Source organism: Priestia megaterium NBRC 15308 = ATCC 14581 (assembly GCF_000832985.1).
Classification (GTDB): domain Bacteria; phylum Bacillota; class Bacilli; order Bacillales; family Bacillaceae_H; genus Priestia; species Priestia megaterium.
On sequence record NZ_CP009920.1, the window covers coordinates 2,778,672 to 2,797,927 of the forward strand.

The 19,256-nt window shown below is 38.6% G+C and carries 18 protein-coding genes; 14 read left to right on the forward strand and 4 right to left on the reverse strand.

All coding sequences use genetic code 11. The features are described from left to right. Nucleotides 1–3: 3 nt before the first annotated feature. The 9 genes from argB (at nt 4) to BG04_RS14900 (ending at nt 11,368) form a co-directional block, all read left to right on the forward strand. Complete coding sequence (argB, locus tag BG04_RS14860) at nt 4–828, forward strand: acetylglutamate kinase (protein WP_013081733.1); 825 nt, start codon at nt 4–6, stop codon at nt 826–828. Continuing rightward, nucleotides 794–1,948 carry an acetylornithine transaminase gene (locus tag BG04_RS14865; protein WP_016763026.1) on the forward strand — a complete coding sequence of 385 codons (1,155 nt, stop codon included), beginning with the start codon at nt 794–796 and terminating at the stop codon, nt 1,946–1,948. The genes argB and BG04_RS14865 overlap by 35 nt, the downstream gene beginning before the upstream one ends. Before the next feature lie 70 nt (nt 1,949–2,018). Beyond that, complete coding sequence (locus BG04_RS14870) at nt 2,019–3,092, forward strand: carbamoyl phosphate synthase small subunit (RefSeq protein WP_016763027.1); 1,074 nt, start codon at nt 2,019–2,021, stop codon at nt 3,090–3,092. Beyond that, complete coding sequence (locus BG04_RS14875; protein ID WP_034654409.1) at nt 3,085–6,195, forward strand: carbamoyl-phosphate synthase (glutamine-hydrolyzing) large subunit; 3,111 nt, start codon at nt 3,085–3,087, stop codon at nt 6,193–6,195. The genes BG04_RS14870 and BG04_RS14875 overlap by 8 nt, the downstream gene beginning before the upstream one ends. Continuing rightward, nucleotides 6,192–7,142 (forward strand): ornithine carbamoyltransferase, encoded by a 951-nt coding sequence (gene argF, locus BG04_RS14880; protein ID WP_034654407.1) that lies wholly within the window; start codon nt 6,192–6,194, stop codon nt 7,140–7,142. Before BG04_RS14875 ends, argF begins: the two co-directional genes overlap by 4 nt. A 103-nt stretch (nt 7,143–7,245) precedes the next feature. After that, the gene (locus tag BG04_RS14885) at nt 7,246–7,890 is read left to right on the forward strand and encodes an SDR family oxidoreductase (protein WP_016763030.1); all 645 of its coding nucleotides are present in this window, start codon (nt 7,246–7,248) and stop codon (nt 7,888–7,890) included. Nucleotides 7,891–8,019: 129 nt separating this feature from the next. Then, on the forward strand, nt 8,020–8,199 hold the full coding sequence (locus BG04_RS14890; protein ID WP_013055394.1) for a YjzC family protein: 180 nt from the start codon (nt 8,020–8,022) through the stop codon (nt 8,197–8,199). Between the two features lie 114 nt (nt 8,200–8,313). Continuing rightward, nucleotides 8,314–10,917, forward strand: a complete 2,604-nt coding sequence (clpB, locus tag BG04_RS14895) for an ATP-dependent chaperone ClpB (RefSeq protein ID WP_034654405.1) — start codon at nt 8,314–8,316, stop codon at nt 10,915–10,917. Between the two features lie 199 nt (nt 10,918–11,116). After that, nucleotides 11,117–11,368 (forward strand): hypothetical protein, encoded by a 252-nt coding sequence (locus BG04_RS14900; protein ID WP_014461601.1) that lies wholly within the window; start codon nt 11,117–11,119, stop codon nt 11,366–11,368. Nucleotides 11,369–11,396: 28 nt separating this feature from the next. Here BG04_RS14900 and BG04_RS14905 read toward each other — a convergent pair whose 3' ends face one another. Beyond that, nucleotides 11,397–12,290 carry a helix-turn-helix domain-containing protein gene (locus tag BG04_RS14905; protein WP_034654402.1) on the reverse strand — a complete coding sequence of 298 codons (894 nt, stop codon included), beginning with the start codon at nt 12,288–12,290 and terminating at the stop codon, nt 11,397–11,399. A 338-nt stretch (nt 12,291–12,628) separates the two neighbouring features. Here BG04_RS14905 and BG04_RS14910 point away from each other — a divergent pair, with 338 nt between their 5' ends. Further along, on the forward strand, nt 12,629–13,807 hold the full coding sequence (locus BG04_RS14910) for a galactokinase (protein WP_034654401.1): 1,179 nt from the start codon (nt 12,629–12,631) through the stop codon (nt 13,805–13,807). A gap of 32 nt (nt 13,808–13,839) precedes the next feature. Continuing rightward, a complete protein-coding gene (galT, locus tag BG04_RS14915) occupies nt 13,840–15,363 on the forward strand; it encodes a UDP-glucose--hexose-1-phosphate uridylyltransferase (RefSeq protein ID WP_034654400.1) in 1,524 nt (507 codons plus the stop codon). Nucleotides 15,364–15,405: 42 nt separating this feature from the next. On the opposite strand, the gene BG04_RS14920 is transcribed toward galT, so the two are convergent. Further along, the gene (locus BG04_RS14920; RefSeq protein WP_034654398.1) at nt 15,406–16,290 is read right to left on the reverse strand and encodes an NAD(P)-dependent oxidoreductase; all 885 of its coding nucleotides are present in this window, start codon (nt 16,288–16,290) and stop codon (nt 15,406–15,408) included. 202 nt (nt 16,291–16,492) lie between these two features. Then, a complete protein-coding gene (locus BG04_RS14925) occupies nt 16,493–16,681 on the reverse strand; it encodes a YjzD family protein (RefSeq protein ID WP_013055400.1) in 189 nt (62 codons plus the stop codon). Between the two features lie 209 nt (nt 16,682–16,890). Here BG04_RS14925 and BG04_RS14930 point away from each other — a divergent pair, with 209 nt between their 5' ends. The 3 genes from BG04_RS14930 (at nt 16,891) to BG04_RS14940 (ending at nt 18,969) form a co-directional block, all read left to right on the forward strand. Beyond that, entirely contained in the window at nt 16,891–17,631 is a 741-nt protein-coding gene (locus BG04_RS14930; protein WP_013081744.1) for a hypothetical protein, read from the forward strand. A 181-nt stretch (nt 17,632–17,812) separates the two neighbouring features. Continuing rightward, nucleotides 17,813–18,697 carry an NAD-dependent epimerase/dehydratase family protein gene (locus tag BG04_RS14935; protein WP_034654396.1) on the forward strand — a complete coding sequence of 295 codons (885 nt, stop codon included), beginning with the start codon at nt 17,813–17,815 and terminating at the stop codon, nt 18,695–18,697. Between the two features lie 77 nt (nt 18,698–18,774). Next, nucleotides 18,775–18,969 (forward strand): ComZ family protein, encoded by a 195-nt coding sequence (locus BG04_RS14940; RefSeq protein ID WP_034654395.1) that lies wholly within the window; start codon nt 18,775–18,777, stop codon nt 18,967–18,969. 28 nt (nt 18,970–18,997) lie between these two features. Here the strand turns inward: BG04_RS14940 and BG04_RS14945 are convergent, their stop codons facing one another. Continuing rightward, complete coding sequence (locus tag BG04_RS14945) at nt 18,998–19,198, reverse strand: hypothetical protein (RefSeq protein ID WP_016763038.1); 201 nt, start codon at nt 19,196–19,198, stop codon at nt 18,998–19,000. Between the last annotated feature and the right edge of the window lie 58 nt (nt 19,199–19,256).

Genomic DNA, 19,256 nt, shown 5'->3' on the forward strand with positions numbered 1-19,256 from the left:
GAAATGAGCAATGAAAAAATCGTCGTTGTAAAATGCGGAGGCAGCATTGTCAACCAGTTAACAAGCGCTTTTTTTGAAAGCATTCAGCAGTTAAAAGCAAATGGATATCAGATCATTGTTGTGCACGGAGGCGGACCTGATATTCAAGATACGCTTACCAAACTTCACATTGAAACGGAATTTGTAGATGGGCTTCGAAAAACGTCCAAAGAAGCATTAGAAGTTGTGACGATGGTATTAGCAGGCAAGGTTAATAAGCAGCTTGTAAAAGATCTACAAAAATCGAACTTAAAAGCGGTAGGACTATCAGGAATTGATGGATTATTGCTTAAAGCAGAGGCAATTGATGTGGAACGTCTAGGTTACGTTGGAGAAGTAAAAGGCGTAAACGATACATTATTAAAACAACTAACTGACAGTAAGTATATTCCAGTTGTTTCTTCCATTGGAGCAGATGAAGAAGGTAATAGCTATAATATTAATGCTGACGTGGCAGCCGGAGCCGTTGCACAAGCAGTAAATGCTGAAAAGCTGATGTTTGTAACGGATGTAAAAGGTGTGTTAAAGGATGGAGCATTGCTTCCTGAGCTTACAAAGTCAGAGATTGATGCACTTATTGAAGAAAAAGTAATTTATGGCGGAATGATTCCGAAAGTAACATCAGCGGTAAATGCGTTATCTCCTTTGCTTGAAGAAGTTCATATTATTAGCGGAACTGATGGATTTTTAGATAAGGAAGGAAAGCTGATTGGTACAGCAATTAAATATAGTGGGAAAGGTGGAGAAGATAGCGATGAGTTCATTGTTTCCAACATATCAACGGTTTGATATCCATGTGGAAGAGGCGCAAGGAACAAAATTAATAGATAACAAAGGAAATGAGTATTTAGATTTTATTTCAGGTATCGCTGTTTGTAACGTAGGTCATCGTCATCCTGATGTTCAAAAAGCGGTCGAAGAGCAGTTAAATAAAGTGTGGCACGTGTCAAATTTATTTCATCAATCGATTCAAGAAGACGTAGCAGGTAAGCTTGTGGAACGCTCAAACGGTGATGCAGTATTTTTCTGTAACAGCGGTGCAGAAGCCAACGAAGCGGCGATTAAATTAGCGCGCAAGTACACACAAAAACACAAAATTATTACGTTTACAAAATCATTTCATGGACGTACATTTGCTACAATGACAGCTACAGGGCAGGCAAAAATTCATGATGGCTTCGGTCCTCTTGTTAATGAGTTTGTTTACGTGCCCTACAATGATGAAGAAGCATTAAAACAGGAAATGGACGACAGCGTAGCAGCAATTATGGTTGAAGTCATTCAAGGAGAAGGCGGAGTGGTTCCAGGAACCGAAGCATTTTTATTAACCATTCAAGAGCTATGTAAAAAGCACGAAGCACTGTTTATAGTTGACGAAGTGCAAACTGGAATCGGCAGAACTGGAAAACCATTTGCTTATCAGCATTTTAACGTTTCACCAGATATTATTACAGCAGCTAAAGGATTAGGAAGCGGAATGCCGGTTGGTGCAATGATTGGCAAAGGCTATCTCAAAGAAGCATTTGGACCTGGTACTCACGGAACAACCTTTGGAGGAAACCCAATTGCACTAGCTTCAGCCAAAGCAACCTTAAACATTATTTTTAATGAAGCATTTTTGGCAGAGGTTACAGAAAAAAGCCTTTATTTTACCAATGCTTTGAAAAATAGCGTAGCAGATTATTCATTTGTAACCGATGTTCGTGGAAAAGGTTTTATGATTGGAATTGAATGCGGAGAACATCAGTCAGCATTGCTTGCAGCTATGCGTGAAAAAGGATTGCTAGCACTGGGAGCAGGACCGCATGTAGTACGATTGCTGCCGCCTTTAACTGTAACAAAAGAAGAGTTGGACCAAGCGATTCATATCATTGAAGAAGCGTTTAGCCAAACAAAAATTACTTCATAATACAAATTTTTTTGAATATGTTTGTATAAAAATTCTGTTTTATAAATAATTATTCGAAGAGGGATGCACAATGAACGGATATTTACACTTAGCAAACGGCGATTCGTTCGCCGGACACATTGAACATACAGCAACGCACCAGGCAGAAGGAGAAATTGTTTTCTTTACTGGAATGACTGGTTATCAAGAAGTTGTGACTGATCCATCTTACAAAGATCAAATTATCGTCTTTACGTACCCTTTGATTGGGAACTATGGTATCAATGAAAAAGATTATGAAAGCAAAAAGCCTCACGTAGCAGGCGTTGTCGTATACGAATGTTCAGATGAAGGGTTCCATTACGAAGCGATGTACAGCTTTAAACAATATTTAAAGAAATGGAACATTCCGCTTATTACACATGTGGATACGAGAGCGGTCGTAAAACGAATTCGAAAAGAAGGTACGATGCAATCTGCCTTTTCGACATCTGCTGAACCACCAGCATTTACTGCTGAATGCGATGGATATGTAGTAAAAGAAGTATCAACAAAAGAGCCTGTTACTTACGGGAACGGTGAAAAACACGTTGTATTAATGGACTTTGGCTATAAAAAATCAATTTTACAAGAGCTGTTAAATCGAGGCTGCAAAGTAACAGTTGTTCCTTATTCTACAAGCTCTTCAAAAGTAAAAGAGCTGCAGCCGGATGGCATTGTCTTATCAAACGGACCTGGAGATCCAACCCAAGTGAGCAGTCAGCTGGATGAACTAAAAGAAATTATTTCATCGTATCCAACTTTGGGAATTTGCTTTGGACATCAGTTAATTGGGCTTGCTTTTGGGGCACAAACCAAAAAGCTGGCGTTCGGTCACCGAGGAGCTAATCAGCCTGTAATTGATTTAACGAATAACAAAGTGTGTATGACGTCTCAAAACCATAGCTATGTCGTAGATGAACAGACGATTACGTCTACGCCATTAAACGTTCGATTTAAAAATGTGAATGACGGATCGGTTGAAGGTTTAATGCATAAAGACCTTCCTGTTATGTCGGTTCAATATCATCCAGAAGCACATCCTGGACCAAGTGACAGCACGTATATCTTTGATGAATTTATGACGAAAGTACAGCAAGTAGGGAGCGGAAAAGTATATGCCTAAAGACCAAACGTTAAAAAAGATTTTAGTAATCGGATCAGGACCAATCGTAATCGGGCAAGCAGCAGAATTTGATTATTCAGGAACTCAGGCATGCTTGTCATTAAAAGAAGAAGGTTATGAAGTTATCTTAATCAATAATAATCCAGCTACAATTATGACGGACACTCACGTAGCAGACCGAATCTATTTTGAACCATTAACAGTAGACTGCGTAGAGAAAATTATTGCAAAAGAAAAGCCGGACGGTTTGTTAGCAACATTAGGTGGACAGACGGGTTTAAACTTAGCACTTGAGCTTCATGAACAAAACATTTTGCCAAAATATGATGTGAAACTTTTAGGAACGCCGATTGAATCAATCAAAAAAGGTGAAAGTCGTGAAGAGTTCCGCGCATTGATGAATGAACTGAATGAACCGGTGCCGGAAAGTGAAGTTGTTACAAAAGTAGAAGAAGCGTTAGCTTTTGCCAAGAAAATTGGTTTTCCTGTTATTGTACGTCCTGCTTATACGCTAGGCGGAACGGGCGGAGGAATTGCTCATTCTATGGAAGAGCTTGAAAAGCTTTCAGCGTCAGGTTTGCGTGAAAGTGCTATTACTCAGTGCTTAATTGAAAAAAGCATCGCCGGATTTAAAGAGGTTGAGTACGAGGTTATGCGTGACGTAAACAATACGTGCATCACAATTTGTAATATGGAGAACATCGATCCCGTAGGCGTCCATACTGGAGATTCGGTGGTCGTTGCTCCTTCTCAAACACTAACAGACGTGGAATATCAAATGCTTCGCTCTGCTTCAGTTAAAATTATTTCATCGCTTGGCATTATTGGGGGTTGCAACATTCAGTTTGCGCTTGATCCAAAAAGCAAGCAGTACTATTTAATTGAAGTAAATCCGCGTGTGAGCCGTTCGTCTGCTCTTGCATCAAAAGCAACTGGCTATCCGATTGCCAAAATTGCTGCAAAGCTATCGGTAGGCTACACGCTTCATGAATTATTAAATCCTGTGACAGGAGACACGTATGCAAGCTTTGAACCTGCTCTTGACTATGTAGTAGTGAAATTTCCAAGATGGCCGTTTGACAAGTTTTTCTACGCTGAAAGAACGCTTGGTACGCAAATGAAAGCAACTGGAGAAGTAATGGCTATTGACCGTAACTTTACACGTAGCTTCCAAAAAGCATTATCTTCTTTAGAAATTGACTTACAAGGATTAGAAGTAGAAGAACTGCAAGAACTTTCAACGGATGAATTAAAAAGCAGGCTAGGCGAACAAAGCGATGAGCGTATTTTTGTTATCCTTGAGCTTTTACGCCGCGGCACAACGCCTGAGTATATCCATGAAGTAACACAAATTGATTATTTCTATTTAACACACTTTGCACAGCTGATTAAAATGGAAGCATCTTTAAAAGAAGTACGTTTTGATTCGATTACAGCTGAACAATTCAAGCAAGTGAAGGAACATGGTTTTACAGATGCGTATCTAGCAGACGTATGGAATGTGCCAGAACTTGAGGTAAGAGCGAAACGTAAAGCACTACATATTACGCCAAGCTATAAAATGGTGGATACATGTGCAGCGGAGTTTGAATCTTCAACGGCGTATTTCTACTCTAGTTACTACGGCGAAAGTGAGATTGAACCATCAACGAATAAAAAAGTTGCGATTATCGGTTCTGGACCAATTCGTATCGGGCAAGGAGTAGAGTTCGACTACAGCTCTGTACACGGTGTGCTAGCTCTTGAAAAAGAAGGATACGAAACGATTTTAATTAACAATAATCCAGAAACGGTAAGTACAGATTTTGAAGTAGCAGATCGCTTATATTTTGAACCTGTAACAGTAGAGGACGTATTAAATGTTCTTGATGCTGAAAATGTGACGGATGTAATTGTTCAATACGGAGGTCAAACGGCTATTTCGCTTGTTAAAGGTCTAGAAGAAGCTGGCGTTAATTTACTAGGGATTACAAATGATGTCATTGATGCACTTGAAGATCGTGACCTGTTTTATAAGCTCTTAGATGACTGTGATATTCCGCATATCCCAGGTGAAATGGCGAAGGACGCGAAAGAACTTGTAAAAAAAGCAAAAGATATGGGCTTCCCATTACTTATTCGTCCTTCTTACGTGATTGGCGGAAAAGGAATGCTGACAATTCAAAACGAAACGGAGCTGCAGGCTTGTTTACCGGCTATTAAAGCTTCTCATTTCCCAATGCTTATTGATGCTTACTTCCCGGGAAAAGAAGCAGAAGTTGACGTGGTAGCAGATGGAAAAGATGTGTTGATTCCGACAATCGTTGAACATATTGAAAAAGCCGGCGTTCATTCAGGAGACAGCTATGCGCTTTTACCAGCAAAAACAGTAGAAGCAGCGCATAAAGAAAAAATGGTGAGCTACGCTCAAAAAATTGTAAACAAACTTCAATATAAAGGGATTATGAATATCCAATATGTTATTTACAACGATGAAGTCTACATGCTGGAAGTTAATCCGCGTGCCAGCCGTACAGTGCCTGTAGTAAGCAAAGTGTGCAACACGCCGCTTGTTTCGCTATCAACTCAAATATTGCTTGGGAAATCATTGTCGGAAATTAGTGAAAAGCTAGGTTTATTGCCGGATCCGGCTTACACAACTATCAAGTTTCCAGTGTTTTCGACAAGTAAATTATCAGGAGTTGATCCACTTGTTGGACCAGAAATGAAGTCAACTGGTGAAGGAATTGCGATTTCTTCAACGATTGAAGAAGCAGCAAAAAAAGTATTCCATCAGTATGTGTTAAGTAAAAAAGGTGCTGCAGAAGTGTATATCAACGGAGAGGCGCAGGGCCTTGAAGAGCTTGCGCAAAGCGCGGGATTAACTCTTGTTAAAGATAAAGAAGTTAGTGAATGGGTGAAAACGAAAGAAGCTTTATTATATGTAAGTTTACAGCCTGAAGATAAAGAAAGCCGTATGTCAGCATTAAAACACGGTTTAATGGTTATGACGGAGGCAGAAACGGCTTCGCTATTTTTCCAATCGTTCCAAGTCGATGAATATCACGTTTCATCACTGCAAGAATGGTTTCAAAAAACTAAAAAGGAAGTGACAGTATCATGAGTACAGTCTCGGTAAATACGAATTTAAAAGGAAAAGATTTGCTTACACTTAAAGATTTATCATCAGACGATATTATGTCACTTTTAGAAAGCGCCATTGAACTGAAAGAAAAGCATAAAAATGGTGAAATCGTAACATCGTTAAAAGGAAAAACGCTGGGGCTCATTTTTGAAAAATCTTCAACAAGAACAAGAGTCTCATTTGAAGCGGGAATGATGCAGCTTGGAGGAAACGCCCTCTTTTTAAGCAGCCAAGATTTACAGATTGGACGCGGAGAAACGATTGCTGATACAGCACGCGTACTATCTGAATTCATCGATGCTATAATGATTCGTACGTTTGAACACAGCAAGATCGAAGAGCTTGCAGATTACGCATCCATTCCCGTTATTAATGGTTTGACAGATGATTATCATCCTTGTCAGGCTCTAGCTGATTTATTAACGATCTACGAGCACAAGAAATCATTTGAAGGGCTAAAAGTAGCGTATGTTGGAGACGGAAATAATGTAGCGCATTCGTTAATGATTGCCTGTGCAAAAATGGGGATAGATATTTCAATTGGATGCCCTGATGGATATGAGCCAAAAGACTTTGTAACAGCTTATGTTCATGAAATAGCTGCTACAACAGGTGCGAAGGTTACGATTACAAAAGATCCTATAGAAGCTGTGAAAAATGCCGATGCTATTTATGCAGACGTATGGACAAGTATGGGACAGGAAGAAGAAGCACAGCAACGCTTGAAAATATTTGCTCCTTATCAAGTAAATGAAGAACTAGCTTCCTATGCTAAGTCAGACTATTTATTTCTGCACTGTTTGCCTGCGCATCGTGAAGAAGAAGTAACAGCAAGCGTTATTGACGGACCAAATTCTGTTGTTTTTCAGCAGGCTGGAAATCGTATGCATGTACAAAAAGCTTTGCTGCAAGCCATTTTAGCTTAAGAGAAAAACCCTTTCTGAGAATATCAGAAGGGGTTTTTTGTTTAAAGGGAATTAATTGTGGGAACATCAACTGTATACTAAACAGAACGAAAGGTGATTTATGATGAAAGTATTAGTTGTTGGAGCAAACGGAACAACGGGAAAACAAGTGGTAGAAAAAGTTGCAAACAGCAAGCATCACGAAGCTTATGCGATGATTCGCGACGAAAAGCAAGCAGACGCGTTAAAGAAGCTGGGTGCCAACGTTGTGCTTGGTGACTTGGAGCAAGATGTTTCAGATGCTTTAAAAGGTATGGACGCTGTCATATTTGCAGCAGGTTCTGGAGGACATACGGGAGACGAAAAAACAATCGCTGTGGATCAAAACGGCGCTAAAAATATCATTGATGAAGCAAAAAATCAAGGTGCAAAGCGCTTTGTTATGTTAAGTTCAATGGGAACAGACGCACCTGAACAAGGACCAGAAGGCTTACAGCTTTACCTGCGTGCGAAAGCGATAGCGGATGAATACTTAAAGCAGTCTAATCTACAGTATACAATTGTACGACCAGGAACTTTATCGAATGATCAAGCTACTGGGAAAATTGATATCAATAATGATATTGAAGATAAATCTCAGACGATTCCCCGAGCAGATGTAGCAGCCGTGCTTGTAGAATGTCTAAACGAAGAAGCTACGATAGGAAAAACGTTTGAAATGCTAGCTGGAGAAACTGAAATCGAACAAGCTATCAAATTTACTCATTAATATAAAAGGGCGGATCTAAAGGTCTGCTCTTTTTCTCTGCCTAATATGAAAACATCTCCATTATGAAACAGAAATCTTAAGGGAATAGTATAGGAGAACATTTCATTTCAGGAATGAGGAGGCAGGACAATGGGACAAAATCGTCATTTCACACCGGGTCAAAAAGCTCCTAATAACGGAGTGTATATTGAAATTGGTGAAACAGGAAGTAACGTAAATAATCCTCAAAAGGTTAAATTAAAAGCAGGAGAGCGTTTTCCAGAGACGGCCAACGATGATCGCCACTGGACGTACATGCGTAAGCCTTAAATAGTAAAAAATAAAGAAGCCATTCTAAATTGAATGGCTTTACTTGTTTTCCTATTGCTGGGTATAATGAAATAAAGGTCAATAAAGGTCAAATGTATCGAAGGAGGATGTTCAATGGATATAAATAAAATGACCCAAAAATTGCAAGAAGGCGTGATGGAAGCGCAGTCCGAAGCTATTAAACGAAATCAGCAGGAAGTGGATATTGCTCATTTGCTATATACGCTCATTCATCAGCAAGATGGTATTGCTCCTCGCATATTAGATCATTTACATATAGATCATCAATCTTTTCAGCAGCAGGTAAATCAATTGCTTGCGAAAAAACCAGCCGTTACAGGAAGTGGTGCTGAAGCAGGGAAGGTTTATATTACGAATAAACTTCAGCAGCTGTTTGTTAAAGCTCAAGAAGAAGCATCTCGTTTGCAAGATGATTACGTTTCAGTTGAGCACATCTTTTTAGCATTAGCACAGGAACCGTCTTCTAGTGAATATGGCAAGTTATTTTCAAGTCACGGTATAACAAAAAAAGCTCTGCAAGATGTGCTTACCAGCCTTCGAGGAAATCAGCGAATTACAAGTCAAAATCCCGAAGTCACATATGAAGCGTTAGCTAAATATGGAAGAGACTTAGTAGCAGAAGTACGAGCAGGCAACATTGATCCAGTCATTGGACGAGACGGAGAAATTCGCCGCGTTATCCGCATTTTATCGCGAAAAACAAAAAACAATCCAGTTTTGATAGGAGAACCTGGCGTTGGTAAAACAGCGATTGTTGAAGGTCTAGCACAGCGTATTGTTCGCCGAGATGTGCCTGAAGGATTAAAAGATAAAACCATCTTTTCATTAGATATGGGAGCTTTAGTAGCAGGAGCGAAATTCAGGGGAGAATTTGAAGAGCGTTTAAAAGCTGTTCTTCAAGAAGTTAAGAAAAGCAACGGTCAAATTCTTTTATTCATTGATGAGCTTCATACAATCGTTGGAGCAGGCCGTACGGATGGAGCGATGGATGCAGGGAACATTTTAAAACCAATGCTTGCTAGAGGAGAACTTCACTGTATAGGAGCTACAACTCTTGATGAGTATCGTCAGTATATTGAAAAAGATCCAGCGCTTGAAAGACGCTTTCAACAGGTACTGGTTGAAGAACCTTCCGTAGAAGATACAATCTCTATTTTACGTGGTTTAAAAGAACGATTTGAAATTCATCACGGCGTGAATATTCACGACCGAGCGATTGTTTCAGCAGCGGTTATGTCTGATCGTTATATATCAGATCGCTTTTTACCTGATAAAGCAATTGATTTAATTGATGAAGCATGCGCAACTATTCGAACAGAAATTGATTCGATGCCATCAGAATTAGATGAAGTTACACGACGTGTCATGCAGCTTGAAATTGAAGAAGCGGCATTAAGTAAAGAAACAGATCAAGCAAGCATCACAAGGTTAGAGGCAATTCGAAAAGAAGTCTCTGATTTAAGAGAACGTGCAGATACAATGAAGCTGCAGTGGGAAAAAGAAAAGCAGTCGATTCAAACGGTGCAAGATGTCCGGGAGCAGCTTGAAAAAGCGAAGCGAGACCTAGAAGAAGCTGAAGGGAAATATGATTTAAATAAAGCAGCTGAACTTCGCCACGGACGCATTCCAGCTCTTGAAAAAGAACTAAAACAGCTGGAAGAAACAGCTGCTGAAAAAGCACAAGAAAACCGTTTGTTAAGAGAAGAAGTAACAGAAGAAGAAATTGCTGAAATTGTAGGAAGATGGACGGGAATTCCGGTATCAAAACTAGTTGAAGGGGAAAGAGAAAAGCTGTTGAAGCTTGAGTCAATTTTACAGCAGCGTGTGATTGGACAAGATGAAGCTGTATCCTTAGTGACGGATGCTGTGATTCGCGCACGGGCAGGCATTAAAGACCCGAACCGTCCGATTGGGTCATTTATTTTCCTAGGACCTACCGGAGTAGGAAAAACGGAGCTAGCCAAAACGCTGGCACATTCTTTATTTGACAGTGAAGAACAAATGGTTCGTATTGATATGTCTGAGTACATGGAAAAGCATGCGGTCTCTAGGCTTATAGGAGCGCCTCCTGGCTATGTAGGATACGAAGAAGGCGGCCAGCTAACGGAAGCGGTGAGACGCAAGCCTTATTCAGTCGTTTTGTTAGATGAAATTGAAAAAGCCCATCCCGAAGTATTTAATGTGCTCCTTCAAATACTAGATGATGGAAGAGCAACAGATTCAAAAGGAAAAGTCATTGATTTTAAAAATACAGTTATTATTATGACGTCGAATATCGGTTCTCAATTTTTATTAGACGGTTTAACAAGTGAAGGCGAGATTACTGAAAAAGCCAGAGAGCAAGTGATGGCTCAATTAAGACAGCATTTTCGTCCAGAATTCTTAAATCGAGTAGACGACACGATTTTATTCAAACCGCTAACTGTTCATGAAGTAAAAGGGATTATTGATAAGCTATTGGTTCAGCTTGAAAAGCGTTTATCCGATCGTCATATTTCGTTAACGTTAACAGAAGAAGCAAAAAATTATATTGCAGCCTCCGGATTTGATCCGGTATACGGAGCTCGCCCTTTAAAAAGGTTTATTCAAAAATATATTGAAACAAAAATTGCCAGAGAATTAATTGCAGGGCAAATTGAAGATTATAGTCAAGTGACAGTTGATGTAAAAGATGATGAGTTTGTTGTCAGCGTATAAGTTTTCTAAAAAGATCATTCATGATAAATTGAATGGTCTTTTTTTGCTATTAAAAGCAGCTCTTCTTTTAAAATAAATGAAAAGAAATGAAAGAAAATACGTGAAAGCTAAGCGTAAAAACTTATTCAGTTTTAGGTTGTAGAATATATCTAATTCATTTATGATAATACAAAATGGGCAAAGGAGCATGAATGAGCACATGAAGGACCGTATAGAGCTTATATATGACGAAGCATACGATTTTATAGATCAGGCATTAACTAAAATAAGAGCGCTGGATAAAAATGATCTTCAAGCTGAAAATGAAGAAGTGCAGGAAAAGGCAGAACGGACAGAGTTTGCACTTCAAGCTGCACGAGATATTTTAGAAAATATGATTATCCCGGGTAAAAAATTGACTTTTATTTACGAAAAAGGTTCTGTGGTAGTAGAAATTCCCGATAAAAAATAAAAACGACTTCCTTTTATGGAAGTCGTTTTTATTTTGGCAATGCAAAGTGCTCATCAATGGATGCATCACTTTTTCGATACTGCCCGGGTGTCATATTGGTCGTTTTGCGAAATACTTTTGTTAAATAATTGGCATTTGCATAGCCGACGTTTTCAGCAATTTCTTCGATTGAGTACTTGGTTTGATGCAATAGCTCGGCCGCTTTTTGAATGCGAAGCTTCGTTAAGTATTGAATCGGCGTAATCCCAGTCGTTTGTTTGAATAACCGGCTAAAATGATAGCGAGATAAATGAGCTGCATCTGCCATTTCATCCGGACCGATTTCTTCATGATAATGATTACGGGCAAATAAAATAGAGCTAATGATACTTTCAGGCCAATCCTCTGTAAAACTATCCATGCTTTTAATATATTGATACAGCTCCATTACAAAGCGGTAAGATAAGCTTGAGGCATGAAATGGATCTGCTATATGTTTTTCACTTGCCCGCTTATATATTTGAGCAAGCAGCTGAACAGGTGCTGATTCAGGGTGAAATCGAATTACAGGGGAGTGGGTTGACTGAATATAATCCCAGCATTTTTGTACTTCATCTCCGTATAATGTAAGAAAAATAAACTCCCAGTTTTCACTTTCCTTTGGTAAGTAATAGCGATAATTTCCAGGTATATTGACGATGAATGCTTTTCCAGCATCCACTTTATATTCTTTTCCATCTATTTCAATCATCCCGTACCCAGAAACAGTGTATTGAAAAATATATTTTCCTACATCTTTTCGCTGGTTTCCGCTCCAGTTATAAAGGGGAGAGAACACTTCATCCCATCCAACCGACCATAGCTGCGCAACTTCATTTGTGCGGGATTCTAAAAACCTGTATGCGTACGTTGAATATTCTTGAGCTTGGAAATGTGAGAGCAAATTTTCACCTTCTTTTTGAAATAAAGTAGTACTTAATTCTTACTTTAACGTAATCGCTTTCATTTTTCTATAATTTTTTGAAAATATCGTGATTATTTTTAGGGGATGTCTCTAAATCTATTATTTTCATATCATTTGCAAGTCAAGGCTTACATAAAGATAACACCTTTTTGGCGTAAGAGTAGTTCATCGTCAATTCAAAAGAATCATTTTTAAAGTGATAAGCAAAAAAGTACCGATTATCAATAGTAATTTTACCATTGAGGCAAAGAAAAATGGACTTTACAATGTACATATGAATCCGTTTCCAAAAAAATACTTAAAATAGGTGATAATAAATGCTGGGAAAATTAATCGAAGAGTTCAAACAAATATTTCATTCGTCAGAAGCTATTCGCTACTTTTTTGCGCCAGGACGTGTCAATTTAATTGGAGAACATACTGATTATAATGGAGGGCATGTTTTTCCTTGTTCATTGAGTATAGGAACGTATGCGGTAGTACAAAAACGTCATGATCGAAAAATACGTATGTACTCTAAAAACTTCTCTGAAGCAGGAGTTATTGAATCCTCTCTAGAGCAATTAACGTACAAAACCGAAGATGATTGGGCTAATTATCCAAAAGGAGTAATGGACACCTTTAAAAAGCACGGATATGATCTTCCTTTTGGTTTTGATATCTTGTTTTTTGGCAATATTCCTAACGGAGCAGGGCTTTCATCATCAGCATCAATTGAGTTAGTCACATGCGTACTTTTAAATAAAATTTTTGAATTGAATATTGATATGATGGACCTTGTAAAAATGGCGCAGCAAGCTGAAAATGAATTTATCGGCGTAAGCTGCGGGATTATGGATCAGTTTGCAATTGGAATGGGAAAGGAAAATCAAGCCGTATTGTTAAACTGTCAAACTCTTGAATACCAGTATAGCCCGCTGCAATTAACAGATGCTGTGCTCGTTATTTCTAATACAAATAAGCGAAGAGGACTGGCAGACTCAAAATATAATGAACGCCGCATGGAGTGTGAAAGAGCGCTGTCAGATTTGCAAACGTCACTTTCTATTAATTCGCTTGGTGATTTAACCAAAGAGCAATTTGAAAAGTACAAGTTTTTGATACAAAATGAAGTAGATTGTAAGCGCGCTAAACATGCGGTATATGAAAATGAACGCACAAAAGAAGCGGTTGCTAAATTGCAAAACGGTGATTTAAAAGGGTTTGGTCAATTGATGAATGAATCGCACTGCTCACTGCGAGATGACTATGAAGTAAGTGGGAAAGAACTAGATGCTCTTGTAGAAGCAGCTTGGTTGCAAGAAGGTGTGATTGGATCACGCATGACGGGTGCAGGCTTTGGCGGCTGTACAATTAGCATCGTACAAAAAGCACAGGTTGATAGGTTTATTGAACAAGTAAGGGATACCTATTATGAGAAAACGAGTTTAGAAGCTGAATTTTATGTGGTTACCGTTGGAGAAGGAGCGCGTGAACTCACATTAGAAGCAGTATAAGAGAAAACACAGATAGAGAAAGGAACGAGTGTATGTCAGTCAACATTCATGAAGAAATCACCCGACTTATTCAATATGGTTTACAAAAGAATCTATTAACAAAATGGGATATAGATGTGGTGAGAAATAAACTGCTGGAAGTGTTAAAGCTCGACGAATGTATTATAGTAGAAGTCAAAGAAGAACGTCTGGAACATCCAGCTGCTATTTTAGACAACATGCTTGATTGGGCTGCAGAAAACAATCGAATCGCCGAGAATTCTATCACGTATAGAGATTTATTCGATACCAAAATAATGGGATGCTTTGCAAGCATGCCTTCAGAGGTTAATCGGACATTTTATGAACACTATCAGCAAAGCCCCCAAAAAGCCACAAGCTATTATTATAAGCTGTCAAAAGACATTCACTATATTCGCAGAGACCGAATTGCTAAAAACGAAAGATGGGTAACAAACACTGACTTTGGAGAACTTGAAATTACTATTAACTTATCCAAGCCGGAAAAAGATCCCAAAGCAATTGCAGCAAGCAAATCATTGAAGGAAAGCAACTATCCGCTGTGTCTGCTCTGTAAAGAAAATGCTGGTTATGCAGGTCGTATTAACCACCCAGCTCGTCAAAATCATCGGATTATTCCTGTGGAATTACAGGAAGAGCTGTGGTACATGCAGTTTTCACCTTATGTTTATTATAATGAACATGCCATTGTTTTTGCGAGTGAACATACACCCATGCATATTTCAAGGCAAACGTTTAAGCGGCTGCTTGCCTTCGTTGAACAATTTCCACATTATTTTTTAGGATCAAATGCAGATCTACCCATCGTAGGAGGATCTATTTTAACTCATGACCACTTTCAAGGCGGCTATCATGATTTTCCTATGGCTAAAGCAAAAATAAATAAATTGTTCTCTCTTAAAGCATATCCAGACGTGAAAGCTGGAATTGTTCATTGGCCGATGTCGGTCGTTCGTCTTCAAAGTTCGCACCTTACACCATTAGTAGAAGCAGCGGATTTCATTTTGAAGAAATGGAAATCATATAGTGATCAAAGTGCTGATATTTTAGCTTTTACAGATCAAACTCCTCACAACACGGTCACGCCTATTGCTAGGAAAAGAGGGGATTTGTACGAATTAGATTTAGTACTGCGAAACAATCGAACAAACGGCAAACATCCAGGTGGCATTTATCATCCGCATGCAGAAGTTCATCATATCAAAAAAGAGAACATAGGTTTAATCGAAGTAATGGGGCTTGCGGTTTTACCTGGTCGTTTGAAAGACGAAATGAGTCTAGTGGCCAAAGGGTTAGTTCAGAATAACCTGAACGAGTTAGCCAGCAGACATGATCAAGTGCAAAAACACGTAAAATGGGCCGAACAAATCGAGAAAAAATATCCACATATTGAAGAGCAAAATGTCCAAAGCATTCTCCAACAAGAGCTCGGTTTGGTTTTTGCAACTATCTTAGAACATGCAGGTGTGTTTAAACAAAACACTGAAGGACAGCTCGCATTCAGTCGTTTTATGAATTCGTTAAATGAAGCGTAAATCATTAATAAAAGCAGGCAGCTCATTATGAGCTGCCTGCTTTTATACAGTTAGGGCATGCTGTTTTAAAAGGGTATACAGAGCCTGTGTTCCTTTATTATCATCGCCTTGTTTTTCGAGCTGTTCATAAAGCGATTTTGCTAACTTTAGCCCTGGTGTATACAGCTCCATTTCTTCAGCTGATTCAATGGCAATTTTCATATCTTTAATAAAGTGTTTAATATAAAAACCTGGTTCGAAGTCTCCTTTAATCATGCGAGGAGCTAAATTGCTTAACGACCAGCTTCCAGCTGCTCCTGTTTCAATACTTTTTAAAACGGTGTTTGGATCTAACCCAGCTCTTTCAGCATAGAGTATCGCTTCACACACGCCCATCATATTAGAGGCAATAGCAATTTGATTGCACATTTTTGTATGTTGACCAGCACCAGAACTTCCTTGAAGAACGATATTTGTTCCCATTTTTTCAAGAATAGGCGTAACGGCAGAGAATGCTTCAGAATCCCCTCCTACCATAATCGCTAATGTTGCTTTCTGAGCCCCAATATCCCCTCCTGAAACAGGAGCGTCAAGCGCATGAATGTGCTTCTCTTTTGCTGCTTGATAAATCTCACGAGCAAGTATAGGGCTTGATGTCGTCATATCAATTGTATAGCAGCCTTTCTTTGCATTATGTATAATGCCGTCTTTGCCTAAATAAATCTCTTTTACATCGTGAGGATAGCCTACCATGGTGATAATAACATCAGATTGTTCGGCCACTTCTTGAACGGTTTCTTTCCAGTTGGCCCCTTTTTCAAGTAGTGCTTGAGCACGAGTTTTTGTTCGCGTATAAACAAGGACTTCATATCCTGCGTCAATTAAATGCCCGGCCATGCTTTGACCCATAACGCCTGTTCCGATAAAACCAATTTTTTCTTTAGTCACAGCAGTATTCACTCCTATAATTAATAGTTTGATTATTCTAAAATTATATAGTTAAAGGTTAGGATAATCAATGATTATGAATGTATATAAATGTAAAAAATAGCTTCAATCATTTGTTTTGAATACGAGTTAACGAAAGAAATTGCTGAGAAGAGCTTATGCTAAAAGATAAAAAAAGCGCTGGCTTTACAGCCAACACTTTTTAGTGATGATTATTTGCTGGTTTATTCGGTACACCCAGTTCTCCAATCAAAATTACAACTAGCGTGAAAACTACTCCAAGGATGGAAGCGGTTGCGAAACTGTAAGTACCGCCCGTCATTGCAGAGATTACGTACACTGCCATATTCATTAGTAAAAAGCCCCAAACAAAAGCCATTACGACACGCATTCTATTCACCTCGTTTACAGTACAGTTTGATTTCATTTTAGCATATAGCAGTCAAATAAGAAATTGAATTTTTTATGAATAAATAAGGGGCGTGTTCCCATGCAGAAACAAAAGAGCAATAAGTCAGAAATAGGCATTATTCTAGTGCGCTTTTTGATGGTTCTATCATACACTGTATGGAACAACTAGTAAGTTACGGAGGAAGAGCTATGATACATCGACGCTTTTTTAGCTTAGATACGCAATGGAATGTCGTACATGTCCCTGAACGACCGAATGGTTTCGGTGTGTTAGTATTGGGTGATAAAGATCATTTTGTTGAAAGTTCAACTAGCTTATGGATTCAGCACGGCGGAAGGTCACAGCTGTTGCAATGTTTACAAGATGAAGGATACACAGTATTTTATTCCAATTTATATGGCCGGCATTGGGGGTCTCCAGAAGCATATCACCTTGCAAAACAACTTTATCATTTAGTAATGAAACAAGAAATTTTAAATAAACGAATTCATATTTTAGCTGAAGGAATGGGGGCTCTGTTAGCGCTGCAGCTAATGGAAAATGACGGGAATACGTTCGTTCGATCAGCTGGTTTACTAAATCCATGTATTGATCTTCATACGCATGCAGAACATGAAAAAAACAATAAATTCTTTTATAAACAATTCACGAAGGACTTGACTCAAGCTTATAAAGTGGAGCGGAAGCAAGTATCAAAGTTAATTAAGGAGTACCCTTCTGTTACAGAATTAAAATCAACGCTGCCCGTGAAAATATGGACGGCGCCTAATGCCTCTACTCATTATCCAATTGCACACAGTAAAAAATATGAACTACATCGTGAAGAACTTCACTCTCCTATTATGCTTTCACTTTATTTACCGGAAAAAAACTATTTGTTTGAACGGTCCCTTCTCCAATTTTATAAACAGCATGAAAAAGTGTTATAAGCAAAGCTTCTATGATTATACATATCATAGGGGCTTTTTGTATAAGAGATAAAATGAAAAAAGAGTTCATGATGCTTTTACAGATGAGCTTCTTTGAAATAAGGAACGAGTGCCCTCTATAACTATAGGGATTTAAGCTTTTTGTTGAGTAAATGATGAATGAAGAATTGGAGGAAGCGATATGGGAAATGTAGTAGTAATAGGGGCAAACCGCTTTATTGGTTTTCATTTATGTATGGCTTTTTTAGACGAAGGTACAGAAGTAAAAGGGTATACACATTCTGCTCATAAAGAAGAAGATGATTTGCAGGAAGAGATGAAATTTTTCTTAGGGCGAAACGCTAATTATGCATCGACTGAAGTAGGAGAGTCATTAGATATGATTACCTCAGAAACGGATGTTGTCTACTTTACGTATTTCGATGGAGGAGACTTTTATCATCCTGATTTTTTAAGACAAGAAATGCAAAAAGCGCAGCAAGTGCTCATTCAAGCGCTTAACAAATGCCGTCAATTCAACATTCGATTTGTGTTTGTTTCTACCATGCGCGTATTTGGAGACCAGCAGCGAAAGATTGAAGAAACAACGATTCCAGAACCGGACAGTAGTGAAGGAAGGCTATACGTTCATTTTGAGCGAATGATAGAAAAATATAAAGATGATGGATGGCCCATTATAATTGTCAGAACGCCGACTCTTTACGGACCTTGGCAGCCTTTGTCAATGTGCTATTCCAAAAATATTGCCGGGTACGAAGAGGCTTTTGACATTATGGAAGGCACGGATTTTATTATTTATATTGAAGATGCCGTCAGTGCACTTAGACGCTGTAAAACTGCTGCATATTCATATGAAGTGATTCATTTAGTTGAAGAAAAGTTACAGCCTTGGAGCGCAGGAGCAAACATTACTCATATGGAGGTGAAGGAAGAAGCGGCTCAAGAAAAATATGAAATCAGCAGGAAAGCGAAAGAACTGCTGCAATTTTCTTCAAAAGTAACGGCTAAAGAAGGCATTTATCTGCAAAAAAAACATATGAGAACATTCTTTTTACCTCTTCATTAAAAGGAGAAAGTTGTACTTATAGAATAGATTCGCTAATATAAGGAGGAATAAATGTTTTTAATAAAGGAGATTTCACTATGGAAGAGCAAAATATGCAATTCATGCAAATTGCAATGAAGTACTTGCCAGAAGCAAAACAGATCTTAGATGAAACAGGCGTTGAGTTATCAATGGAACACGTACAGCCGGTATTGACATTACTAACAAAAGTAATGAAGGATGCCTATGAGCTTGGCAAGCAAGATGCATTAGCTGAAAATGAAAACAACTAAAGAAAACAGCTCGGTAGAATCCGAGCTGTTATTTTTGTTTGGAAAATAAATCGACTAAAGGGGCAAACTGTTTAAGAAGAGGAGCTAGTTCTTCGACAGCGAGTACAATTTCATCGATTTGTTTAAATAATCGTTCCCACTCCTCTCGCTCTCTTTCTTCTTTTGATTTTCTGCGCCCAGCTCCAAACATAAAATCAGAAAAACCTTCATTTCTTTGTCTTCTTGCCATGATACTCATTCCTTTCACTATTTTAATGGTGGGTAAGTTCTTACTTAATGTCCCATAC